Origin of the sequence: Promicromonospora sp. NPDC090134, assembly GCF_044746965.1 — a bacterium.
Lineage (GTDB): Bacteria > Actinomycetota > Actinomycetes > Actinomycetales > Cellulomonadaceae > Promicromonospora.
Map to the genome: position 1 here is coordinate 265,470 of NZ_JBIVCZ010000002.1, position 23,951 is coordinate 289,420.

General features: G+C 71.0%; 19 protein-coding genes. 2 read left to right on the plus strand and 17 right to left on the minus strand.

Annotation, left to right across the window (positions count from 1 at the left end; genetic code table 11):
• Positions 1 to 4 precede the first annotated feature (4 nt).
• From ACIPN7_RS07660 to ACIPN7_RS07675, 4 genes are all read right to left on the minus strand, one after another.
• Positions 5 to 1,726, minus strand: coding sequence for a dipeptide ABC transporter ATP-binding protein (locus ACIPN7_RS07660; RefSeq protein WP_400539690.1), 1,722 nt, complete (start codon positions 1,724 to 1,726; stop codon positions 5 to 7).
• Positions 1,723 to 3,429, minus strand: a complete 1,707-nt coding sequence (locus ACIPN7_RS07665) for an ABC transporter substrate-binding protein (protein WP_400539692.1) — start codon at positions 3,427 to 3,429, stop codon at positions 1,723 to 1,725. Before ACIPN7_RS07665 ends, ACIPN7_RS07660 begins: the two co-directional genes overlap by 4 nt.
• A 95-nt stretch (positions 3,430 to 3,524) precedes the next feature.
• Positions 3,525 to 4,532 carry an ABC transporter permease gene (locus tag ACIPN7_RS07670; RefSeq protein ID WP_400539695.1) on the minus strand — a complete coding sequence of 336 codons (1,008 nt, stop codon included), beginning with the start codon at positions 4,530 to 4,532 and terminating at the stop codon, positions 3,525 to 3,527.
• Positions 4,529 to 5,506 (minus strand): ABC transporter permease, encoded by a 978-nt coding sequence (locus ACIPN7_RS07675; RefSeq protein WP_400539698.1) that lies wholly within the window; start codon positions 5,504 to 5,506, stop codon positions 4,529 to 4,531. The genes ACIPN7_RS07670 and ACIPN7_RS07675 overlap by 4 nt, the downstream gene beginning before the upstream one ends.
• A 288-nt stretch (positions 5,507 to 5,794) precedes the next feature.
• Between ACIPN7_RS07675 and valS the strand changes: the two genes are divergently transcribed.
• Positions 5,795 to 8,563, plus strand: a complete 2,769-nt coding sequence (valS, locus tag ACIPN7_RS07680; RefSeq protein ID WP_400539701.1) for a valine--tRNA ligase — start codon at positions 5,795 to 5,797, stop codon at positions 8,561 to 8,563.
• A 121-nt stretch (positions 8,564 to 8,684) separates the two neighbouring features.
• On the opposite strand, the gene ACIPN7_RS07685 is transcribed toward valS, so the two are convergent.
• From ACIPN7_RS07685 to ACIPN7_RS07695, 3 genes are all read right to left on the minus strand, one after another.
• Positions 8,685 to 9,191 (minus strand): DUF1877 family protein, encoded by a 507-nt coding sequence (locus ACIPN7_RS07685; protein WP_400539704.1) that lies wholly within the window; start codon positions 9,189 to 9,191, stop codon positions 8,685 to 8,687.
• Between the two features lie 174 nt (positions 9,192 to 9,365).
• Positions 9,366 to 10,544, minus strand: coding sequence for a Vms1/Ankzf1 family peptidyl-tRNA hydrolase (locus tag ACIPN7_RS07690; RefSeq protein WP_400539707.1), 1,179 nt, complete (start codon positions 10,542 to 10,544; stop codon positions 9,366 to 9,368).
• A gap of 201 nt (positions 10,545 to 10,745) precedes the next feature.
• The gene (locus tag ACIPN7_RS07695; RefSeq protein ID WP_285105256.1) at positions 10,746 to 11,093 is read right to left on the minus strand and encodes a chorismate mutase; all 348 of its coding nucleotides are present in this window, start codon (positions 11,091 to 11,093) and stop codon (positions 10,746 to 10,748) included.
• Between the two features lie 150 nt (positions 11,094 to 11,243).
• Between ACIPN7_RS07695 and ACIPN7_RS07700 the strand changes: the two genes are divergently transcribed.
• The gene (locus ACIPN7_RS07700; RefSeq protein WP_400539710.1) at positions 11,244 to 13,076 is read left to right on the plus strand and encodes an AMP-dependent synthetase/ligase; all 1,833 of its coding nucleotides are present in this window, start codon (positions 11,244 to 11,246) and stop codon (positions 13,074 to 13,076) included.
• Between the two features lie 93 nt (positions 13,077 to 13,169).
• Here the strand turns inward: ACIPN7_RS07700 and clpX are convergent, their stop codons facing one another.
• The 10 genes from clpX to ACIPN7_RS07750 all read right to left on the minus strand — a co-directional run bounded on the left by clpX (position 13,170) and on the right by ACIPN7_RS07750 (position 23,860).
• Positions 13,170 to 14,459, minus strand: a complete 1,290-nt coding sequence (clpX, locus tag ACIPN7_RS07705) for an ATP-dependent Clp protease ATP-binding subunit ClpX (protein WP_400539711.1) — start codon at positions 14,457 to 14,459, stop codon at positions 13,170 to 13,172.
• Between the two features lie 289 nt (positions 14,460 to 14,748).
• The gene (locus ACIPN7_RS07710; RefSeq protein WP_285105261.1) at positions 14,749 to 15,462 is read right to left on the minus strand and encodes an ATP-dependent Clp protease proteolytic subunit; all 714 of its coding nucleotides are present in this window, start codon (positions 15,460 to 15,462) and stop codon (positions 14,749 to 14,751) included.
• 43 nt (positions 15,463 to 15,505) lie between these two features.
• A complete protein-coding gene (locus ACIPN7_RS07715) occupies positions 15,506 to 16,141 on the minus strand; it encodes an ATP-dependent Clp protease proteolytic subunit (RefSeq protein WP_400539713.1) in 636 nt (211 codons plus the stop codon).
• A 231-nt stretch (positions 16,142 to 16,372) separates the two neighbouring features.
• On the minus strand, positions 16,373 to 17,761 hold the full coding sequence (tig, locus tag ACIPN7_RS07720) for a trigger factor (RefSeq protein WP_400539715.1): 1,389 nt from the start codon (positions 17,759 to 17,761) through the stop codon (positions 16,373 to 16,375).
• A gap of 203 nt (positions 17,762 to 17,964) precedes the next feature.
• Positions 17,965 to 18,774 (minus strand): carbohydrate ABC transporter permease, encoded by an 810-nt coding sequence (locus tag ACIPN7_RS07725; protein ID WP_400539717.1) that lies wholly within the window; start codon positions 18,772 to 18,774, stop codon positions 17,965 to 17,967.
• Entirely contained in the window at positions 18,771 to 19,694 is a 924-nt protein-coding gene (locus ACIPN7_RS07730; protein WP_400539719.1) for a carbohydrate ABC transporter permease, read from the minus strand. Before ACIPN7_RS07730 ends, ACIPN7_RS07725 begins: the two co-directional genes overlap by 4 nt.
• Complete coding sequence (locus tag ACIPN7_RS07735) at positions 19,691 to 20,995, minus strand: ABC transporter substrate-binding protein (protein WP_400539721.1); 1,305 nt, start codon at positions 20,993 to 20,995, stop codon at positions 19,691 to 19,693. Before ACIPN7_RS07735 ends, ACIPN7_RS07730 begins: the two co-directional genes overlap by 4 nt.
• 73 nt (positions 20,996 to 21,068) lie before the next feature.
• Positions 21,069 to 22,205 carry a flavin-containing monooxygenase gene (locus ACIPN7_RS07740; protein ID WP_400539723.1) on the minus strand — a complete coding sequence of 379 codons (1,137 nt, stop codon included), beginning with the start codon at positions 22,203 to 22,205 and terminating at the stop codon, positions 21,069 to 21,071.
• A gap of 29 nt (positions 22,206 to 22,234) precedes the next feature.
• Entirely contained in the window at positions 22,235 to 22,624 is a 390-nt protein-coding gene (locus ACIPN7_RS07745) for a cupin domain-containing protein (RefSeq protein ID WP_400539725.1), read from the minus strand.
• A 132-nt stretch (positions 22,625 to 22,756) separates the two neighbouring features.
• A complete protein-coding gene (locus ACIPN7_RS07750; protein ID WP_400539727.1) occupies positions 22,757 to 23,860 on the minus strand; it encodes a glycoside hydrolase family 5 protein in 1,104 nt (367 codons plus the stop codon).
• Positions 23,861 to 23,951 lie beyond the last annotated feature (91 nt).

A 23,951-nucleotide genomic window follows, 5' to 3' on the forward strand; every position in this document is an offset into this window, starting at 1 on the left:
ACGGTCAGACCCGCACCGCCCGGCGTTCCGCCTGCGCGTCCGGGTCCGCCACGGGTGCGGCGGTCACGAGGGCCCGGGTGTACGGGTCAGCGGGCGCGCCCAGCACCTGCGCCGTCGGGCCGGTCTCGACGATGCGCCCCTCCCGCATGACGGCGACCCGGTCGGCCACCCGCTCGACGACCGCGAGGTCGTGGGACACGAACAGGCACGCGAAACCGAGCTCCGCCTGGAGGTCCCGGAACAGGTCCAGCACGTGCGCCTGGACGGAGACGTCGAGCGCCGACGTCGGCTCGTCCGCCACGAGCACCTGCGGCCCGAGCGCCACGGCCCGGGCGATCGCGACCCGCTGCCGCTGCCCGCCGGACAGCTCGTGCGGGTACCGCAGCCCGTACCCGGGACCGAGCCGGACCAGCTCCAGCAGCTCGCGCACGCGGGCGTCCCGCGCGTCCCGGCCCAGGCCGGAGTGCAGCCGCAGCGGCTCGTCGACCGACTGCGCCACGGTCCAGCGCGGGTTCAGCGTCGAGGCCGGGTCCTGGAACACCACGCCCGTGGCCCGACGGCGCTCGGCCCGCTCCCGGCGCGACGTCCGCGCCAGGTCGACGCCGTCCACGACCGCCCGGCCCGACCTCGGCCGCAGCAGCCCCGCCACCACCTGACCGAGGGTCGACTTGCCCGAGCCCGACTCCCCCACCAGGCCCAGCACCTCGCCCCGGCCGATCGAGAGCGTGACGCCGTCGGCCGCGACCACGGGGTGCAGGCCGCCGTAGGTGACGGTCACGTCGTCGAGCAGCACGACGGCGCCGGGCGCGTGCTCGACGGGCACGCCGACAGTCTCGGCCCGCGGCGACACCTCCGCCCGCGGCCCCGCCCCGGCAGGCTCCACCGCGGGCTCCCCCAGCCGCGGCACCGCCGCGAGCAGCGTGCGCGTGTACTCCTCGCGCGGCGCCGCGAAGAGCTCGCGCACCGGCGCCGCCTCGACGATCCGCCCGTCGCGCATCACCACCACGTCGTCCGCGAGGTCGGCCACCACACCCATGTCGTGGGTGATGAGCAGCACGGCCGTGCCGCGCTCGTCCCGCAGCCCGCGCAGCAGGTCGAGGATCCCGGCCTGGACGGTCACGTCCAGGGCCGTCGTCGGCTCGTCCGCGATGATCGCCACCGGGTCCTGCGACAGCCCCATCGCGACGAGCGCGCGCTGGAGCTGGCCGCCGGAGAGCTGGTGCGGGTATGCAGCGGCCACCCGCTCCGGGTCGCGCAGCCCGACCTCGGCCAGCAGCTCGAGCACGCGCTCGTGCGCCGCCCGCCGGGTCGGCCGGTCCGGCCCGCGCCGGTGTGCCCGCAGCGCCTCGGCGACCTGGTCGCCGATCGTCAGCACGGGGTTCCAGGCACTCATCGGCTCCTGCGAGACGAGCGAGAGCACCGCGCCGCGGACCTGGCGGAAGGTCTCCGGCGACGCGCCGACCAGCTCGGTCGCCGCCCCGCCACCGAACGCACCGCCCAGCCGGATCGACCCGCCCACGGCCGCGGCGTCGGGCAGCAGGCCCAGCACCGCCATCGCGGACACCGTCTTGCCCGAGCCGGACTCGCCCACCAGGGCGGTCACCCGCCCGGGGCGCAGCGCCCAGGACGCGCCGTCGACGGCGGGCCGCTCGGCGGCGTCGAACACGACGGACAGCCCCTCCACCTGCAGGAGGGGCTGCCCATCGGTCACCAGGACGTCGCTCACGGAGCCAGCGAGACCTGGAGGTAGTTCGGGTAGGCCGGGAAGTCCGGGATCCGGAAGTTCTCGACCTTCGAACCGTGCAGGAACGAGTTCTTCGTGTAGATCAGCGGGACCACCGGGGCGTCGCCCAGGATGAGCTGGTCGGCCTCGACCCACAGCGCGGCCGCGGCGTCCACGTCGGTCTCCTCGGTCGCCCGGTCGATCAGGTCGTCCGCCTCCGGGTTGCCGTACCGGGCCAGGTTGTACCCGCCGTCGCCCACCTGGGACGAGTGGAACAGCGGCTGGATGTTGCCGTTCGCGCTCGGGAAGTCCGGCTGCCACGACGACAGCGTGAGGTCGTACTTCGAGCCGTCGCCCTGCGTGACCGTCTCGGTCCACACGTCGTCGGCCTGCGGCACGATCTTCACCTTGAGGCCGGCACGCTCCAGGCCCTGCTGGATCGCCTGGGCCTTGGCGAGCGTCGGGGCGTCGTCGGTCACGACGAGGCGCAGCTCGCGGCCCGACCAGCCGGCGTCGTCCAGCAGCTTCTCGGCCTGCTCGACGTCGCCCTCCGGGGCCACGTCGTTCACGCCGTTCGAGTACTCCTCGCGTCCGGGGATGCCGGGCGTCACCAGCGTCGTCGCGAAGTCGCCCGCGATCTCGCCGCCGGACGCGACGCGGTACGCGTTCTTGTCCACGGCCAGGCTGATCGCCTTGCGGACGTCGAGGTCGTCCAGGCCGTCGGCCTCGGTGTTGATCGCGAGGTACGCGAGCGCCCCCGGGCCGGAGGTGACCAGACGGTCCTTGGCCGGGCCCTGCTGGACCTGCGCGAGCTGCGCGGGCGGCACGAACGTGGCGCCGAACGCGGAGGCGTCGGTACCGGAGTCGGCGATGAGCCGCTGGGCCACGACCGTCTCGTCCTGGCTCAGCTCGAAGACCACCGAGTCCGGGCCCGCGGTGCGGGCGTCGTCCGTGGCCTGGTCCCACTCGGGGTTGCGCTCCAGGGTCACCGAGGTGCCCTCGACCGTGTCCGCCACCCGGTAGGGGCCGGTGGCGACGGGCTGGGTCGTGTAGGTCTGGATGTCGTCCTTCGCCTCGGGGACGGCGCCGAACGCCGGCATCGAGACGATCCACGGCCAGTCGCCGTACGCGCTGTCCAGGTGGAAGACGATCGTCTTGTCGTCCGGCGTCTCGATCGAGTCGAGCTCGTCGCCCTGGTACGGGCCGCTGTACTCGCCGGCCCCCTCCAGCAGGTTCTTGTGGTAGCTCAGGCCGCCCGACAGCTCCGGGGCGAACGAGCGCTCCACGGAGTACTTGACGTCCGCCGAGGTGATCGGCGTGCCGTCCTCGAACTTCAGGCCGTCCTTCAGCGTGTAGGTCCAGCTCGCCCCGTCGTCCGACGGCGTGCCGGTGTCGGTCGCGAGGTCCGGGACCACCTCGGTGGTGCCGTCGGCGTCGGTCTGCCACGCGGTGAGCCGGCGCTCGACCAGGCCGAGCGTGGTGATCGCGAGGTTCTGGCTCGTGGCCGGGTCCCAGTTGATCGACGGCGCCGCGGTCAGGATGTGCAGCTCGCCGCCCTGCTGGACGGCGGTCGCCTCGTCGCTCGTGGCCGCGCCCGGCTGCGAGTTGGCGTTGCAGGCCGTCAGCGCGAGCGTGGCGGCGACGGCGATGCCGGCGACCGCCACCCGGCGGGCGGGCCTGCGGGTGGAGCGTGGTGCGAGATTCATCTGGTCCTTCTCGTCTCTACGAGGTGCTGCGGAGTTCTGGGGTAATACCGGTCCTGCAGGTACGGGGGTCGGACGTCACCGACGACATCGCCGGGTCATCGGGTTCTCCCTCCGCGCCGCACCCGCGGGTCGAGCACGCCGTAGACGACGTCGACCGCCAGGTTCGCGATCACCACGATGGCCGCGGTGAACACCGTGACGCCCACCAGCAGCGGCACGTCGGTGGCGCCGACCGCCTCCATGAGCAGGGCACCGAGCCCGGGCATCGAGAACACCCGCTCGGTGATGACGGCGCCGCCGAGCAGCGCGCCGAGGTCCAGCGCGAAGAGCGTGACCACGGGGATCGCCGCGTTGCGCAGCGCGTGCCGGGTGACGACCCGGCGTTCCGTGATGCCCTTGGCGCGGGCGGTGCGGACGTACGGCGAGCCGAGCTCCTCCAGCATCTGCGAGCGCGTCAGCCGCGTGTAGACGGCCGCCGACAGCAGCGCCAGCACGGACCACGGCAGCACCAGGTGCCACGCCCAGTCCACCGGGCTCTGGGCGAACGGCACGTAGCCGGACACCGGGACCATGTCGAGCGTGAAGCCGAACAGCAGGATCCCGAGCAGGCCCACCAGGTAGCTGGGCGCGGAGACCCCCGTGATCGCCCCGATCATGAGCCCGCGGTCCAGGACCGTGCCGCGGCGCACCGCGGCCACGGCGCCGGCGCCCACACCGACCACCAGCCAGAGCACCGCCGCGCCGATCGCGAGCGACGCCGTCACGCCGAAGCGCCCCACGATCAGCTCGGTGACCGGCGCGTTCCGGACGAAGGAGTAGCCGAGGCACGGCTGCGGGCAGTCGATGGTCGCGCCCGCCGAGCCGAAGGTGCGACCGGTGAACACGCCGCGCACGAACTCCCACCACTGCTCGACGACGGACTTGTCGAGCCCCATGAACGCCCGCGCCGTCTCCAGCCGTTCGGGCGTGCAGGGCCGGCCGCAGGCGAGCTGCGCCGGGTCCGCGGGCAGCAGCACGAACAGCGCGTAGGTGAGGAACGAGACCGTGAGCAGCACGAACACGAGCGTCGCGAGCCGGGTCCCCAGGAACCTGAGGAGCGTCATCGCGCACCCCCGCGCCGTCGGCGCCGCCTCGGGCCGCCGCCCCGCGGGTCGAGCGCGTCCCGCAGGCCGTCGCCGAACGCGTTGAACGCGAGGGTGACGCCGAACAGCGCGAGCCCCGGGAACAGCAGGTAGACGGGGTCCACGGAGAACCAGGTGACGGCGTCGCCGATCGACCGGCCCCAGGACGGCGTGGGCGGCGGCACGCCCACGCCCAGGAACGACAGCGCGGCCTCCGAGCCGATCGCGCCCGGGATGGAGATGGTCGCGAACACCACGACGGTCGAGGCGAGGTTGGGCAGCACCTGCCGGAACAGCACGTGCGCGTGCGAGGCGCCCAGCGCCTGGGAGGCGCGCACGAACCCGGCGGCGCGCAGCGCCATGACCTGGCCGCGCACCACGCGGGCGATCGACGACCAGCCGAACAGCCCGATCACGAGCACCAGGAGCAGCAGGCGGGGGAACCAGTCGGGCGCGACCGCGCCGACGGCGATCATGAACACGAGCGCGGGCAGCCCGATGAGGACGTCGATCAGCCGGGCCACGACCCAGTCCACCCAGCCGCCGAAGTAGCCGGCGACCAGGCCCAGCACCGTCCCGACCAGCACCGCCACGACCGTCGCACCGAGGCCGACCAGGAGCGACGTGCGCGAGCCCAGGACCACGACGGCGAACAGGTCGCGGCCCGTCAGCGGTTCGACGCCGAACCAGTGCTCCGCGCTGACGCCGCCCAGCGGTCCGGCGGGCGCGCCGGTCGGCCCGAGCGCGTCGAGGTCGTAGGTGTAGGGGTCCACGCCGAGCGCCCGGGTGATCAGGGGCGCGGCCAGCGCCACGAGCGCGTACGCCACGACCACGACGGCGCCCGCCAGGGCGAACCGGTCGCGGGCCAGACGGCGCCACAGCGGCGCGCGGCGGGCGACGGCGCTGCCGGCCGGTGCGGTCGGGGCGACCAGCTCGTCGGAGCGGTCGAGCGACATGGGACTCCTAGGTACGACGGGACATGACGGGGAGGCGGTGCGGCGAGCACCGACAACACGACATGCGCACGATTCGTCTCCTGGAGAGCGTCGGACGGCCGGGTTGACCGCCCTGACCGGTGTGCCCGGTTCTGGGCCAGGCAGAACCATAGTCGATGCCTCTGGCACCTATCGACCATCTCGAACGATCTGTGGCGCACGTCTCGCCCGCGCACCCCGCGCGCACCGCCGTCGCGACCTGTGGAAAACGTGCGCTTCGGCTTGCTCGAATCTGGGACACTGGTGCGCATGAGCATTCCCGCCTCCACCGGGCCGACGGACCCGGCTGCGACCACCACACCCGCACCTGACACGACACCGACCCACGCCGCCGCCGCGGTACCGGGCGCCGAGGTCGTACGCGCGGTGGTCAAGGAGGTACCGGACAAGGTCAGTGCGGACGGCCTCGAGGCCAAGTTCGACGAGCGCTGGACCGCCGAGCAGACCTTCGCCTTCGACCGCACCAGGACCCGTGCCGAGGTCTTCTCGATCGACACCCCGCCGCCCACGGTGTCGGGCTCCCTGCACGTGGGGCACGTGTTCAGCTACACGCACACGGACATCGTGGCGCGCTACAAGCGCATGCGCGGCCTCGAGGTCTTCTACCCCATGGGCTGGGACGACAACGGCCTGCCCACCGAGCGCCGCGTGCAGAACTACTACGGCGTGCGCGTGGACCTCTCCCTGCCCTACGACCCCGACTTCACGCCGCCGTTCGAGGGCACCGACAAGAACGTCAAGGCCGCCGACCAGGTCCCGGTCAGCCGCCGCAACTTCATCGAGCTCTGCGAGCGGCTGACGGCCGAGGACGAGAAGGAGTTCGAGGTGCTCTGGCGGCGCCTCGGCGTCTCCGTGGACTGGGCACAGACCTACCAGACCATCAGCGACTCCTCGCGGGCCACGGCGCAGCGGGCGTTCGTCCGCAACTTCCAGCGCGGCGAGGCCTACCAGGCCGAGGCCCCGGGCCTGTGGGACGTCACGTTCCAGACCGCCGTGGCCCAGGCCGAGCTGGAGGCCCGCGACTACCCCGGGCACTTCCACAAGGTCGCGTTCCACAAGGCCGGCGGTGAGCCGGTCTACATCGAGACCACGCGCCCCGAGCTGATCCCCGCGGCGGTCGCGCTCATCGCGCACCCGGACGACGAGCGCTACCAGCACCTGTTCGGCACGACGGTGACGTCCCCGCTGTTCGGGGTCGAGATCCCGGTCCTGGCGCACCACCTGGCGGAGCCCGACAAGGGCGCCGGCATCGCGATGTGCTGCACCTTCGGTGACCTCACCGACGTGCAGTGGTGGCGCGAGCTGCAGCTTCCGACGCGCTCGATCATCAACCGCGACGGCCGCATCACGCGCGAGCTGCCGGAGTGGCTCACGGGCGGCCCGGGCGCGGAGCTGTTCGAGGCCGAGGTCGCGGGCAAGACGACCTTCAGCGCCCGCAAGGCCATCGTCGAGGCGCTCACCGCGTCGGGCGACATGCCGACCGAGCCCGTCGCCACCCAGCGCAAGGCCAACTTCTTCGAGAAGGGCGACAAGCCCCTCGAGATCGTGACCTCGCGCCAGTGGTACATCCGCAACGGCGGCCGCGACCAGGAGCTGCGCGAGGAGCTGCTGGCCCGCGGCAAGGAGCTCGACTTCCACCCGGACTTCATGCGGGTGCGCTACCAGAACTGGGTCAACGGCCTCAACGGCGACTGGCTGGTCAGCCGCCAGCGCTTCTTCGGCGTCGCGATCCCGCTCTGGTACCCGGTCGACGCGTCGGGCGAGGTGGACTACGCCCACCCGATCGTCCCGGCCGAGGAGGCCCTGCCCGTCGACCCGACGTCGCAGGCGCCCGCCGGCTACACCGAGGAGCAGCGCGGCCAGGCCGGCGGCTTCGTGGGTGACGCGGACGTCATGGACACCTGGGCCACCTCGTCCCTGACCCCGCAGATCGTCGGCGGCTGGGAGCGGGACCAGGACCTCTTCGAGCGCGTGTACCCGATGGACCTGCGCCCCCAGGGCCAGGACATCATCCGCACGTGGCTGTTCTCCACCGTGGTGCGCTCGCACCTGGAGAACAAGGTGCTGCCCTGGAAGAACGCGACGATCAGCGGCTGGATCCTCGACCCGGACCGCAAGAAGATGTCCAAGTCCAAGGGCAACGTCGTCACGCCGATGGACCTGCTCGTGGAGCACGGCTCGGACGCGGTGCGGTACTGGGCGGCCTCGGCTCGCCTGGGCACCGACGCGGCGTTCGAGGTGGGTCAGATGAAGATCGGTCGCCGCCTGGCGATCAAGGTCCTCAACGCCTCGAAGTTCGCGCTGTCGTTCGGCGGCGGAGCGGGCAGCGAGATCGCGCTCGACCCGGCGGCGGTCACGGTCTCCCTGGACCGGTCGATGCTCGCGGGCCTGGCGGGCGTGGTCGAGCAGGCCACGGCCGCGCTGGAGGCCTACGACCACACCCGCGCGCTCGAGCTGACGGAGACGTTCTTCTGGACGTTCTGCGACGACTACCTGGAGCTCGTCAAGGACCGTGCGTACGGCGCGGGCGCCGACGCGGCGGACATCACGCCGGAGACCGCCTCGGCCCGCACCGCCCTGGCCATCGCGCTCGACACCATGCTCCGCCTGCTGGCGCCCTACCTCCCGTTCGCCACGGAAGAGGTCTGGTCCTGGTGGCGCGAGGGTTCGGTGCACCGCGCACCGTGGCCCGTGGCCGAGCCGCTGCGCGCGGCCGGCGGCGCCGCCGACCCGGCCGACCTCGCGGCCGCCGGGCACGCGCTCGCCGCGCTGCGCAAGGTGAAGTCCGAGGCCAAGGCTTCGATGCGCACGCCCATCGTGGCGGCGTCGCTGGCCGTCCCGGCCGCGTCGCTGACGGCGGTCGAGACCGCGGTCGAGGACGTCAAGGCCGCCGGCCGCGTCACCGGCCCGCTCGACCTCCTCACCGCCGCGGAGGGCCAGGGCGACCCGGCCGTCCAGGGCGGGATCGTCGTCACCACCAGCGAGCTGGGCGAGGCCCCGCCGCGCAACAAGGGCTGAGCCCGCTCTGCCGAGATAGAACTGTGGCGAGATAGAACTGGGGCGGTGGTGTTGATCAGCACCACCGCCCCAGTTCTATCTCGCCACAGTTCTGTCTCGCCACAGTTCTGCGTCGGCACCGTCAGTTGAGCATCAGCACCACCGCGTCGCCGGCCTCGGCCGCCGCACCGTAGAAAGCGGCGAGCTCGGCGTAGGCCACCGCCAGTGCCTCCGGGTCGGTCTCCGCGGCGTGCTCACCCGGGTCCGGGCAGACGTCCTCGTCGCACACGTGATCAGCGACGGCGAGCGGCGCCAGGGCGTCGAACGACGTGCCCACCAGGAACGCGGCGGCCTTCTCCACGTCCTCCGGGCCGAGGTAGCGCGCAGGCGTGATCCCGCCCGTCGACGCAAGCTCAGCGCCGCCGTGCACCGGATCCACCGGCATGCCGCCGTGCACCCGGAGCACCGTGTGGAGCGGACCCCACACGGTGCCGATGCTGAAGTACCTCGCCTCCTGTGCCGGAAGGTCTACCTGCGTCCACTCGCCCGCGAGCTCGTCGATGTGCTCCAGCGCCCAGGTCAGGTCTGTACGTGCCTTGTCGAAGTCGTCGGCGGCAAGCCGCGCGTACTCACAATGAATCATCCCCATGGCCCGAGACCGTACCGATAATGCGTTTCCGTGTGTATGGGCAAAACGGACACATTCCGGCGCAACAATTTCTCATACGCGGTAAATCGGAAATTCCATCCAGTCTGGCGCCCGTTCTGAGCGCCTTTTGTCCGATCAACCGCCCGAGAATTCACATCGAATTCACGTGGGAGGTCAGTGCAGCCGACGGTCGTCGCCGGACATGCTCGCGAGCACCTCCGTGGGCGTCCCGTCGTCCCGCCAGCGCAGGGTCGCGCCGACACCGTCCATCAGCTCCACCGAGCCCTCGGGCGCGAACGTGAGGCCGGCGTCCTGGCCGACCGCCGCGCGCACGAGCGCGACCGTGGCAGGCAACTCCTCCAGCCGCTCCGTCACCCCCATCGCCTCCAGGTCCGACCGGTCGGCCGCGATGTGCATCGGGTCGGGGCCGATCCACAGCTTGCGCCCGTTCATGCGCCCGGGACCCGTCCCGTACTCCTCGGCCAGCACGAGCTCCTTGACCTGCCCGCGCGAGAGCACGGCGACGACGTCGTCCACCGAGGTCACGGCGTTCGACTCTCGGCCGAGCTCCTGCCGAAGCTCCGCCAACACACGCTCGCGCCGTCGCTCCCGGTAGGAGTCGAGAGCGTCGGAGACCCGTTCGGCGAAGGCACCCTCGTGCACCCCGCCGCCGCGTCCGCCACCGGTCACCTCGACGAGCTTCTCCGCGGTCGGCGCCGTCAGCGCGGCCCGGGTGAGCGACACCGCGCGCTTGTCCCCGGTGAGCAGCACCAGCTCCGGGTCGGACTCCCCCACGTGCCGTTCGATCTCGGCCGCTACGGCGGCGGCGTTGCGCTCCCAGGAGTCCTCGGCACGGGACTCGATCCGCGCGCGTTTGATCCCCGAGGAGCTGGTCTTCTCGATCTCGTCGTGCGGCGCCTGGAAGGTGCTGTGCACCTTGGCGTCCGGCCCCGCGCGGAGAAAGTCCGCGCCCGCCCGGTCCACCGTCACCTTGAGCACCTCCACCGACTCGTCGGCGGCGAGCGCTGCCTGCAACAGGGCCGGCACGGCCTCCCAGGAGCCGGAGCTCGCGGTCGGCGGGTTGTTCACCACGCGGTCCACCAGCACGCCCGTCTCGTCGGCGATGACGACCCGGCCGTGCGGTCCCGGGACCCTCGTGGGTCGCAGCACCACCTCTTCGATCGCGTCCAGCACGGCATCCGGGGCCTTCTGCTGCGCCAGGTCCCTGCGCACTGCGTTCCAGCGCCCGCCGACGTCGCGGTCGGCGGCGTGCTCGGACGGCGTAGCGTCCAGGCACAGGGTGGCGAACGGTCCCGGGTGGCCGAGGAGGGGTTTGAGCCAATCGATCTTCATACACACCTCCGCATCACCCGCCGAGGTCGAGGCGATGCCCTACCGCATGACCCCGCCCCGGCGTTGACTCCAGGAAACGACGGATCCCGGGCACACGCCACCCCTGTGGGGGAAATTTCTGTGACCTGTACAGGAGATATTCGGACCCGATGCACGCCAAGCTCCCGGAGAGGGCAAGAATGCGTCAGGTGCAGGTCACCTTCAAGCGTAGGTGTCGACCTCGGGCAGGTTGTCACCCTTGTGCTGCGCGGCGATCAGCTCGTGGTGGCGGATCACCTCGCTGACGATGAACTGGCGGAACTGCTCGGCGAACTCGGGGTCCAGGCCGGACTCCTCGGCGATGCTCGTGAGCCGGGCGATCTGCTCCTGCTCGCGGGCCGGGTCCGCCGGGGGCAGCCCGCCGACCGCCTTGAGCTCCCCGACCCGGCGCGTCACCCGGAACCGCTCGGCCAGGAGGTAGACCAGCGCCGCGTCGATGTTGTCGATGCTCCCGCGGAGGCGGATGATCTCGGACGGCACCGGAGCGCTGGTCGGTTCGTTGTCAGACACAAGAAGAGGCTAACCGCCCATGGCCGTCGCGGGCGAAAGACTGTTCCGACCTGAGACGGGGATCCGCTACAGTCTGCCGAGCAGGCCGCAACTTGGTGAAGGCCCGGTACTGGGGCTTCACCTCTTCAAGACTTCAACGGAGAGCAGCACATGACACTTGCCACGTCGCCGGCGTTGGTGGAGGTGCCAGAGGGCACCAGCATCAACACGATCCTCGCGGACCGTGTGGCCCGCTCCGGAGACGAGGCGCTGATCGAGCGGCGTGACGCACCAGACGGCCCGTGGATCAAGGTGTCGGCGAGCCAGTTCGAGGACGAGGTGCTCGCCGTCGCCCGCGGCCTGGTGGCGCGCGGCATCAAGGCCGGCGACCGCGTCGCGATCATGTCCCGCACCCGGTACGAGTGGACGCTGCTCGACTTCGCCATCTGGGCCGCCGGCGCCGTCGCCGTGCCGGTCTACGAGACCTCGTCGGCCGAGCAGGTCCAGTGGATCCTGTCCGACGCCGACGTGCGCCTCGTCGTGGTCGAGTCAAGCGCGCACGCGGAGACCGTCAAGCAGGTACGGCCCAGCCTGCCCGGGCTCGAGGACATCCTGCTGATCGACGAGGACGCCGTGCTCGACCTGCGCAAGGCCGGCACCAACCTCTCCGCCGGCATCGTGGCCGAGCGGCGCGACGCCGTGCGGCGCGACGACCTGGCGACCATCATCTACACGTCCGGGTCGACGGGCCGCCCCAAGGGCGTCGAGCTCACGCACGGCAACTTCGCGCACCTGACCCTGAACGCCGCCGCCGGCATCCCCGAGCTGCTCGGCGCCGAGAACGCGCGCACGCTCCTGTTCCTGCCGCTGGCGCACGTGTTCGCGCGCTTCGTCGAGGTCGCGACCATCGCCGGCCAGGCCGTGCTGGGCCACGCCCCGGACATCAAGAACCTGGTGGCCGACCTGGGCTCGTTCCGCCCGACGTACCTCCTGGCCGTGCCGCGCGTGTTCGAGAAGGTCTACAACAGCGCCGAGCAGAAGGCGTCCTCCGGCCTCAAGGCGAAGATCTTCGCCTGGTCCGCACGCGTCGCCGAGGACTACTCGCGGGCCCTGGACCTGCCTGAGGGCCCGGGCGGCGCGCTCAAGGTCAAGCACGCGATCGCCGACCGGCTGGTGTTCAGCAAGCTCAAGGCCACCATGGGCGGGCAGCTCAGCTGGGCCGTCTCGGGCGGCGCGCCGCTGGGCGAGCGCCTGGGCCACTTCTTCCGGGGCGCGTGCGTCACCATTCTGGAGGGCTACGGCCTCACGGAGACCACCGCCCCCACGGCGGTGAACCTGCCCGGCAAGATCGTCATGGGCTCGGTGGGCCCGGCCTTCTTCGGCACGGGCATCCGCATCGCCGACGACGGCGAGGTGCTGCTGAGCGGGCCGCACATCTTCCGCGGCTACCGCAACCAGCCGGAGCTGACGGCCGAGGCCCTCGTCGACGGGTGGTTCCGGACCGGGGACCTCGGCCGGCTCGACGAGCACGGCCACCTGCACATCACGGGGCGCAAGAAGGAGATCATCGTGACCGCCGGCGGCAAGAACGTCGCCCCGGCCGTGCTCGAGGACCGGATGCGGGCGCACCCGATCGTGAGCCAGGTCGTGGTGGTCGGTGACCAGCGCCCGTTCATCGGCGCCCTCGTCACGCTCGACGCCGAGATGCTGCCCGGCTGGTGCGCCGCGAACGGCCTGCCCAAGCTCTCGGTGGCCGACGCGCGCGTGCACCCGAAGGTGCTGGCCGAGCTGGACAAGGTGGTCGCGCAGGCGAACGAGGCGGTCTCCAAGGCCGAGTCGATCCGCAAGATCACGGTGCTCGACCTCGACTTCACCGAGGCCAACGGATACCTCACGCCGTCCATCAAGGTGAAGCGAGCCAAGGTGCTCGCCGACTTCGCGGACACCGTCGACGCCCTGTACGGCGCCCCGGTCGCGAGCTCGCAGGCGGCCCGCACGCACTGACCGCAGCCGCTGCGGCAGGACCGCAAGCAGACAGAGAACGGGGCCGGAGCGCTTGATCAGCGCTCCGGCCCCGCTCTCGTCTGTTCTGCGGTGCTACGCGCTCTTCTCGCGCGGCTGACGGCCGCGCACGGGGCTCTTGCGGGGCACCACGGTCGGGTTCACGTTGTCCAGCACCACGGACCGGGTGATGACCACACGCTCGACGTCGTCACGGCTCGGCACGTCGAACATGACCTGCTGGAGCACCTCCTCGAGGATCGCCCGCAGGCCGCGCGCCCCGGTGCCGCGGAGCAGCGCCTGCTCGGCGATGGCCTCGACGGCCGGCTCGTCGAACTCGAGCTCCACGCCGTCGATCTCGAACATGCGCTTGTACTGCTTCACGAGCGCGTTCTTGGGCTCCGTCAGGATCCGCACCAGGGCTTCGCGGTCGAGCGACGAGACGGAGGCGATGACGGGCAGGCGGCCGATGAACTCGGGGATCAGGCCGTACTTCTGCAGGTCCTCGGGCCGCACCTCGGCGAAGAGGTCCTCGTCCCGGGCGATGGACTCCATGGGGGCGCTGAACCCGATGCCGCGCTTGCGGGAGCGGGCGGCGACGATGTCGTCCAGCCCCGCGAAGGCGCCGGCCACGATGAACAGCACGTTCGTCGTGTCGATCTGGATGAACTCCTGGTGCGGGTGCTTGCGCCCGCCCTGCGGGGGCACGGACGCCGTGGTGCCCTCGATGATCTTCAGGAGCGCCTGTTGCACGCCCTCACCGGAGACGTCGCGGGTGATCGACGGGTTCTCGGCCTTGCGGGCCACCTTGTCGACCTCGTCGATGTAGATGATGCCCGTCTCGGCCTTCTTGACGTCGTAGTCCGCCGCCTGGATGAGCTTGAGCAGGATGTTCTCGACGTCCTCGCCCACGTAGCCGGCCTCGGTCAGCGCGGTGGCGTCGGCGATGGCGAACGGGACGTTCAGCATCTTGGCGAGCGTCTGCGCCAGATAGGTCTTGCCGGTGCCGGTGGGGCCGATGAGCAGGATGTTCGACTTGGCGATCTCGACCGGGTCCTGGTCGTCGGGGTTGATGGAGCGCCCCGCCTCGCCGGCCTGGATCCGCTTGTAGTGGTTGTAGACGGCAACGGCCAGGGCGCGCTTGGCGGGGTCCTGGCCGATGATGTACTGCTCGAGGAAGTCGAAGATCTCGCGGGGCTTGGGCAACTCTGTCAGGCCGAGCTCCGCAGCCTCACCGAGTTCTTCCTCGATGATCTCGTTGCACAGCTCGATGCACTCGTCGCAGATGTAGACGCCGGGTCCGGCGATCAGCTTCTTCACCTGCTTCTGCGACTTGCCACAGAAGTTGCACTTCAGCAGTTCCGCGCCGTCACCGATTCGCGCCACTACCTGTCTCCTCGCCTTGTGCACCCTCGCGGAGTCCTGCACGGGCCGGCTGGCCCAGCAGATCCGCGACGTCGAGCGGTCTCAGATCCATTCCACACCACCGGTGGCCTGTTGTCAGCCCGGCGGCCCGGCGGGTCGCCTGACCGATTTTCACCAGATCATGACAATTTTGTCAGATTCTGCGCGGCGTGTCCCACAATGCCCGACGCCGGGGCGGATCGTCCACCGGTATTGGTGGCACGGCCCCGGCGTCGGACGCCTGCGGTCTCGACGGACCCGACCGGAGCGGTCAGTTCGTCACGACCGCGACGGGCTTGCGCGACTCGAGCACCTCGTCGACCAGGCCGTACTCCTTGGCCTGGGCGGCGGTGAGGATCTTGTCGCGCTCGATGTCGTCACGCACCTGTTCCTGCGTCTTGCCGCTGTGCGTCGCGAGCGTCAGCTCGAGCCACTCGCGCATGCGGATCAGCTCGTTCGCGTGGATCTCGATGTCCGAGGCCTGCGCGTAGCCGCCACCCTCCATCGCGGGCTGGTGGATCAGCACGCGGGAGTTCGGCAGCGCGAGCCGCTTGCCCGGCTGGCCGGCGGCCAGCAGGACGGCCGCAGCCGACGCCGCCTGGCCCAGGCACACGGTCTGGATCTGCGGCTTGATGAACTGCATGGTGTCGTACAGCGCCGTCATGGCCGTGAACGAACCACCCGGCGAGTTGATGTACATCATCACGTCGCGGTCCGGGTCCTGGGTCTCCAGGACCAGGAGCTGGGCCATGACGTCGTCCGCGGACGCGTCGTCGACCTGGACGCCCAGGAAGATGATGCGGTCCTCGAACAGCTTGGTGTACGGGTCCTGGCGCTTGAAGCCGTACGCGGTGCGCTCCTCGAACTGCGGGAGCACGTAGCGTGCGGACGGCATGGCGCCGGCGGTGGCAAATGGCATCCGTGCACCCGAACGGGCGCCGGCAAGGCGCTCCGCGGCTGCGACGAACTGGGCTTCAGGACTCACGGTCATCTCCTCTTGAGAAAGCTCTTGATGCGTTTCCGGGCGGTCAGCTGTTCATGCCGCCGCCGCCGGCCAGCGCAGCGGTCTCGACGACGTGGTCGACGAAGCCGTACTCCAGTGCCTCGGAGGCCGTGAACCAGTTGTCGCGGTCGTTGTCCTTGATGATCGTCTCGAGCGACTGACCGGTCTGCTCGGCAGTCAGCTCGGCGAGCACCTTCTTCATGTGCATGATGAGCTGCGCCCCGATCCGCACGTCGGTGGCCGTACCACCGATGCCGCCGGACGGCTGGTGCATCAGCACGCGGGCGTGCGGCGTGATGTACCGCTTGCCCTTGGTGCCGGAGGACAGCAGGAACTGCCCCATGGAGGCGGCCATACCCATCGCGACCGTCGCCACGTCCGGCTTGATGAACTGCATGGTGTCGTAGATCGCCATACCGGCCGTGATGGAGCCGCCGGGCGAGTTGATGTACAGCCAGATGTCCTTGTCGGGGTCCTCGGCCGCGAGAAGCATCATCTGCGCGCTGATCGCGTTCGCGTTCTCGTCGCGCACCTCCGACCCCAGCCAGATGATGCGCTCCTTGAGCAGCCGGTTGTAGATGGAGTCGTTGAGCCCGAAGCCAGCACCCTCCGTCCGCGCTACCGGCCCAGCATCCATCCGCAGCAGATCGTTCACGTCCATCTCCTCGGTTCTGACTCTCGTCTGTGGACCACGTCCTAAGACGTCGTGTCGCTCGACCCTAACGTGCCTCATGCCGCCAGAACTTCCGATTCGACGGCCGTTTCGCCTACAGCGCACCGGTGCTGCCCACGGCGAAGCCGAGGGGAACGCGGACGGCGGTCCGCACCCTCGCGCGAAGGGTGCGGACCGCCGTCGGACGACCTGCTCCGGCCCTGGTGTGCCGGGGGTGTGTCAGGCCTTCGCGGGCTCCGACGACTCGGGCTCGGTGGCCTCGGGCGCCTCGGCGTCGGCGGCCTCCTGGGCCTGCGCCACGGCGTCGCTCAGGGCGGCCTGCGCCTCGTCGGCCTCGTCCGAGCCGATGAACTCGCTCAGGTCCACGACGTTGCCGTCGGAGTCCTTGACCTCGATCTGGCGCAGGGCGACCGCGAGGGCCTTCGAGCGCGCGACCTCGCCGACCATGGCGGGGATCTGACCGCCCTGCTCGAGGGTCTTGATGAACTCGCTCGGCTCCATGCCGTACTGCTGCGAGGCGCTCACCAGGTACTCGACGAGCTCGCCCTGGCTCACCTGCACCTTGAGCTTCTCGGCGAGGGTGTCGAGCAGGATCTGGTTCTTGATCGCCTTGGTCGCGTCCTCGGTGACCTCGGCGCGGTGCTCGTCGTCCTCCAGGCGGCTCTCGGACTCGAGGTGACGGTGCACCTCGGCCTCGACCACGCCGGACGGCACGGGGACCTCGACGGTCTCCAGGAGCTTCTCCATGAGGGCGTCACGCGCGGTGACGGCCTGGTTGGAGGTCTTGATGCCGGCGACCTGCGTCCGCAGGTCCGCCGTCAGCTCCTCCAGCGTGTCGAACTCCGAGGCGAGCTGGGCGAAGTCGTCGTCCACCTCGGGCAGGTCGCGCTGCTTGACCGACGTCGCGGTGACGGTCACGTCGGCGTCCTGGCCCTCGTGGTCGCCACCGGCGAGCGGCGCCTTGAAGGTGGTGGTCTCGGCCGCGGACAGGCCGGTCAGGGCCTCGTCGAGCCCCTCGAGCATGTTGCCCGAGCCGATCTGGTACGAGACGCCCGACACGGAGTCGACCTCCTCGTCACCGATGACGGCCTTCAGGTCGATGACGATGTAGTCGCCCTCGACGGCCGGACGGTCCACGCCCACCAGGGTGCCGAAACGCTCACGCAGGGCGTCCAGGCGCTCGGTGACGTCCTCGTCCGTCACCTCGGTGGAGTCGACGGTCAGCTCGACGTCGGAGAGCTCCGGGAGCTCGATCTCGGGGCGCACCTCGACCTCGGCCGTGAACTTCAGCTGGCCCTCGCCGGCCTTGGCCGGGACCTCGGTCACGTCGACCTCGGGCTGGGCGAGCGGGCGCAGGTCGGTCTCGCCGAGCGCGTCACGGTAGAAACCGGAGAGCCCGTCGTTCACGGCGTGCTCGATCACGGCACCCCAACCGACCCGCTGCTCGATGATGCGCGGGGGGACCTTGCCCTTGCGGAAGCCGGGGACGTTCACCTGCTCTGCGATGTGCTCGTAGGCGTGATCGATGCTCGGCTTGAGCTCGTCGTAGTCCACCTCGACGGTCAGCTTGACCTTGGTGGGCTCCAAGGTCTCGACGGCGCTCTTCACTTCGATGGTCTCCAGAATGTCGGGGGTGCGCGCACGCCGGCGTACTGCGTCCCGGGTGGCGCGGGGATGCTCTGCTCAGTTGCAGCTGCTCGCTGACAGCCGTGTGCGACAGGCGCACGGGCAACCCATCAATAGTACGCCTGGAGTCCACGGGTGCCGAATGCAGTCGGGTGTCGTGCGGCACAGCCCGGCGGGGCCCCCGGTCACCGGCCCATCCCGGCGGTGAGACCCGCCACGATCTGCCGCGTCGCGACGAGGAACAGCACCACCAGCGGCAGCGTCGCGATGACCAGGCCGGCGAACAGGGTGGACCACGACGTCTGGTACTCCCCGAAGAAGGTGGTCAGGCCCACGGGCAGCGTGTACTGCGTCCGGTCGCGCACGAGGATCAGCGGGTAGAAGAAGTCGTTCCAGATGGGCACGAAGCGGAAGACCACCACGGTGGCGACCGCGGGCCGCACGAGCGGCAGCAGCACCGACCAGAACGTGCGCAGCGGGCCGGCGCCGTCGATCCGGGCGGCGTCCTCCAGCTCGTCCGGGAGCTGGCGCAGGAACGTGGCCAGGACGAACACCGAGAACGGGATCGAGACCGCCGAGTAGACCAGGATCAGCCCGGTCCGGGTCGACGCGAGCCCGATCGTGTCCAGGAGGTAGAAGATCGGCACGATCATGAGGAACACGGGCATCATCAGGCCCGAGACGAAGACCTGCTCGATCACGGCCATCAGGCGCGAGCGCGACCGCGCCAGCGCGTACGCGGCCAGCAGCGAGACCGCCGTCGACAGCACCACGGAGACCGTGGTGACCAGCACCGAGTTGACGAAGTAGGTGGAGAACGACGCCTCGACCCACGCCTCGCGGTATGCGTCCAGCGACGGGCTGTGCGGCAGGCCGAGGGGCTCGACCACGAGCTCCTGGTCGGTCCGGAACGAGTTCCACACCATGATCAGCAGGGGCAGCAGCGCGACGGCGGCGTAGCCCCACAGCAGCGTGCCGACCGCGGCCCGCCTCACGTCAGCCGCCGTTCGACGCGGCGGAACCAGCGCGTGAACGCCACCGAGACCCCGACGATCACGACGAACAGCACGATCGCGATCGCCGACGAGATGCCGATGGCGTTGGACGCCCCCGAGTGGAACGCGGTGCGGTAGAAGAGGAGCGACATGACGTCGGTGGCGCCGGCCGGGCTGCCGCTGGACCCGCCCAGTGCGTACGGGATCGGGAACGCCTCCATGGAGAAGATGAAGGTCAGCACGCTCACGGTGCCGATCACCGGCGTCAGCAGGGGCAGTGTCACGTGCCAGAAGCGCTGGCGGGAGCTGGCGCCGTCGAGCATGGCGGCCTCCTCCAGCGTCGGGTCGAGCGCGCCGAGGGCGGCGCCGTAGACCAGGAGCGGGAAGCCGACCCATTGCCAGGCGGTGACCAGGACGACGACCCAGAGGGCGGTGTCGGGGTCGCCGAGCCAGGGCTGGGCCACCGCGTCGAGGCCGACGGCGCGCAGGGCGGCGTTGACCGGGCCGAACAGCGGCGAGAGCAGCAGGGACCACAGGTAGCCGACCACCAGCGGCGAGACGAGGTACGGCATCGTGTACAGCACCTGGAACAGCCGCCGGAGCCGCCCCCGCCGGTGCAGCACGTACGCCAGCAGGAGACCCAGCGAGTTCTGCACCACCATGGCCCCGGCGAACAGGAGCGCGTTGTGCCCGAACGCCCGCGGGAGCTGGCTGCGGTAGGGCTCGGTGGTGAACAGCGCGACGAAGTTGTCCAGGCCCACGAACGCGTCCTGCGCGGTGCCGCGCCAGGAGAACAGGGAGTAGGTCAGCGCCGTGGCCATCGGGTAGAGCACGAAGACCACGAACAGCGCCGCGGCGGGCAGGATGAAGAGCAGTGCGACCGGCGTGGGCAGTGCCGCGGCTCGACGGCGGCGGCTCACTCGCCCGGCGTCCACCAGGCCGACAGGCCGTCCTGGATCACGTCGGCGGCACCCTCGGCGTCGGTGTCGCCGAGAAAGAGCTTCTGCCCCGCCTCACCCATCAGGTCGGTGCCGACGGGGTCGCCGTAGCGGTAGTCCACGAGCAGCAGGTACGGTGCGGGGTTCTCCTGGTACAGGTCCCACATCTCCTGCTGCAGCGGGTCGGAGAACTCGACGCCGGGGATGGGCGAGAACTGCTTGAGCTCGTCGGCCACGAGCTGCCCGAACTCGGGCGTGGCCAGCCAGTTCAGCAGCGTCCTGGCCTCCTCGGGGTGCTGCGTCGAGGCCGACAGGCCCCAGCTCCCGTCCGCGTAGCCCGCGCTGACCGGGTGGTCCAGGGCCGAGCCGGGCGGCGGCGGCACCTGGAAGACGCCGAGGTCCAGGTCGGGGTTGGCGTCCTGGAAGAACGCGAGCTCGTACGAGCCGCCGGCGAACATCGCGGCCTGCTCCGAGGTGAACAGGACCTGCGCGTCCGTGTACGGAACGCCCGTCACGTCGTCGGGCATGTACTTCTGCAGGTCCTTCAGCGTCTGGATCGAGTCCACGTAGGCCGGGTCCGTGAAGTCCGTCGCTCCGTCGCGCAGGGCCTGCTGGAAGTCGGCGCCGCCGTACTGGGCGGCCGTCAGGGCGTCGTGCACGGTCGGCACGAACCAGCCGTCGCGCGCGCCGACGGCGAGCGGCGTCACGTCGTGCTCCAGGAGCGTGTCGTTCAGGGCGAGGAAGTCGTCCCAGGTCTCGGGCTCCTCCAGGCCGTGCTCCTCGAAGATCGCGGTGTTGTAGTAGACCTGGATCGTCTGGCTGGCCAGCGGCACGCCGTAGACGGCGCCGTCCGCACGGCCGCGGGAGCCATCGAGGATCGCGTCGTCGAAGTCGGCGAGCGCCGGGACGACGTCCTCCAGCGGCTCCAGGTTGCCGCCCTCGACGAGCGGCTGGAGCAGGCCGTAGGAGCGCACCTGCGCGATGTCGGGGCCGTCCGACCCGGTCAGGCCGGTGCGCAGGATCTGGTCGTACTCGGTGTTGAGGTGGGCCTGGAAGTTCACCGTGATGCACGGGTTGGCCTGCTCGAAGACGTCGAAGATCTGCTCGTACGTCTTCACGTCCTCGGTCCGCCAGGACCAGACGTCGAGCGCGACGGCGTCGCCGTCGCACCCCTCCCCTGCCGCCGCGCCCGGCTCGGGGCTGTCCGCGGACGGCGCGCACGCGCCGAGGGTCAGCGCCACGAGAGCTGCGGCGGCGGTGGCAAGGGTCGTTCGGCGGCTCATGCGCGGGACGCTGCCGGTCGGAGGTCGAGGTGTCAAGCATTTCGACCGAATCGATACGTCGTGTCGGATCTGCCTACCTGCCGCGGGTCGCGTGCCGCGCGATCCGGCGGGCGTCGGCCGCCATCTCGAGGAACATGCCGCTGATCGGGTTGGTGAAGCCGGTGAAGTAGAGGCCGGGCGCGGCCGGGCGGCCGTTGGTCGCGAGGGGCTTGCCGCGGTCACCGAGCACGCCCAGGTGGCCCACGACGGGTTCGAGCGCGCGCCGGTACCCGGTCGCGGCCAGCACGACGTCGGGGGCGAGCCGGGCGCCGTCGGCCAGGACCACCTCGGCGCCGTCGAACCGCTCGATCGCGCGGACGACGCGGACGGTGCCGGCCTGGACGGCGGCCACGATGCCGATGTCCTGCAGGGGCACGGAGCCCTGGGCGACGCGGCTCGCGATGCCCACGTCCGGGATCGGCAGCCCGAGGCCGGACAGGTCCGGGATGCTGGCCCTGCGGACGGCCACGCCGACGGCGTCGACGAGGCGGTCGGGCAGGTGGCGCACCAGGACGCCCGTGTACTGGGCGGCCCACGGGCCCTGGTTGCGGGGCACGATGTGCGGCGGCGTCCGGACGGCGAGGTGCACGCTCGCCGCGCCGTGCTCGGCGAGGTCCTGCGCGATCTCGGCGCCCGTGTTGCCCACGCCGGCCACCAGCACGTGCCGGCCCGCGTACGGGGCGGGGTTGCGGTACCGGCTCGCGTGCACGACCTCGCCGGTGAACCCGTCCTGGCCGGGCCAGTCGGGCAGGTGCGGCGTGTGGTTGTAGCCCGTGGCGACGACGGCGGCGTCCGCGGTGCGGGTGCCGTCCGTGGTGGTGATCGTCCAGCGGCGGTCCGCGGCGTCGGCGGCGGCGGCGGGCCGGTCGAGGCGCGTGACCTCGACGCCGTGCTCGACCCGCAGGTCGTGATGGACGGCGTACGCCTCCAGGTAGCGGACGACGTCGTCCCGCGCGACCCAGCGGCCGTACTCCCGCGGGATCGCGAGGCCCGGCAGCTTCGACAGCCCGCGCGTGGTGTGCAGGTGCAGGCGGTCGTAGTGGTGACGCCAGGCGTTGGCGACGTGCTCGGACTTCTCGAGCACGGTGACGTCGGCGCCGCGGGCCTTCAGGGCGGCCGCGGCGGCCAGGCCGGCGGGTCCGGCGCCGATGACGGACACGGTGAGAACCATGGAGGGAGCGTAGTGCTCCCTGCTCCGGGTCAGTCCACGGGCGGGCCGTACAGCACCGTGTGGTCGCGGAAGAGCAGCTCGTCGGCCGTGGTCTCGACGATCACGGCGAGCAGATCGGTGGTCGCTGTCGTCGCGTGGATCTCGCCGGGCTCCCAGACCGCGGCCTGACCGGGTTCGATGTCCCAGCGCTCGTCCGCGTCGCCGTCGGCGCCCTTCGACGTGACCACGCCCTCGCCGGCCAGGACGGCGAAGACCTGGAGCGACGTCGCCGGATGCTCGCCCAGCACGCCGCCCGCGACGATCCGGGCGACGTGCACCGTGGTGCGCTCGGCGTCGGGCACCTGCGGCAGGAAGTCCATGTCGACGCCGTCGCTGCCGAACCGGGTGATCTCCCGCGCCGGGAGCTGGAGGATGCGCATCGGACAATCTTCTCGCAAGCCTCCGAGGTGCACGGCACGAAGGTGAGAGGTGCCGGCCTTGCCACCCGCAGCGGCGTCCGGCGTCCGGCGTCCGGCACGCGGGGCGAGGCCCGGCCCCGCCCCGCGTGCCGCCTAGAAGTCGTCCGCCGTGCGGATCCGGTCGCGGATCCAGGTGCCGGCCTCCTTGAGGCGGTCGGTCCCGTAGGAGCCGCTCCCGCAGGTCCCCTCGGTGAAGACGGCGCCGGAGCGATGGTCGTCGGAGAAGTTCCAGTTGACCCAGCTGATCTTCTTCTGCGCCGCCAGGTCGAGGTACCGCTGCGCCATGGCGAAGTCGTTGGCGCCCTCGCCCGCGTAGTCCTGGGTGCCGAACTCGGTGATGAACATCGGGATCTGGTCGGCGGCGCGGGACAGGGTGTCCAGGTACTCCTGGTCGTGCGACGCCGCGTAGAAGTGGAACGTGTACATGACGTTGGAGGCGTTGACCGGGTTGTTCACGACCTCGGCCTCGCTCGCGCCGTCCGAGACCCCCAGCGAGGACCAGGCGCGGGTGCCGAGCAGGATGACGGCGTCCGGGTCCTTGGCGCGGACCACCGGGACGATCTGCTCGTGGTAGCCCTTGATGGTCTGCCACGACACCCCGTTGGGCTCGTTCGCGACCTCGTAGATGATGTTGTTCCTGCCGTTGTTGCGCTCGGCGATGGCCGTGAAGAACGTCTTGGCGCGCTCGAGGTTGAAGTTCGGGTCGCCCGGGTCGAGCATGTGCCAGTCGACGATGGCGTAGAGGCCGCGCTCGGTGAGCATGTCGATGTACTGGTTGACCAGCGCGGTGAACCGGGCCGGGTCGGTCTCGTAGCCGTCCTCCTGCACGTACGTCGAGATCCGCATGACGTCGGCGTTCCAGTCGTACGCGAGGGTGTCGAGCGACGCGTCGTCCACGCACTGCGAGTACCACTGGGTGCCGTGCGTGCTCATGCCGCGCAGCTGGATCTGCTTGCCCTGCTCGTTGCACAGGCGCACGCCGCAGACGCTGAGCTGACCGTTCGCCTCGACGGGGGTGGCGGCCTCCGGTGCGGGGGCGGGCTCGGCGTCGGCGGGCGCCACGGCGGGCCGGGCCGCCGTCGGCGTCTCGTGGGTGGCCACGGCCGTGGCCGCGAGGGTGGGCACGACGGACGCCCCTGTCGCCAGGAGCGCGGCCGTGGCGACGGCGACGATGATCGGGGCGCGGCGGAGAACCATGGGAGACCACCTCAGTCGGTCAGGAGCCGGAGCAGACCGGCGGCATTGCCCGCCTGCTGGTCCCAGGGACGCTAGCAAGATGACCGAGCGG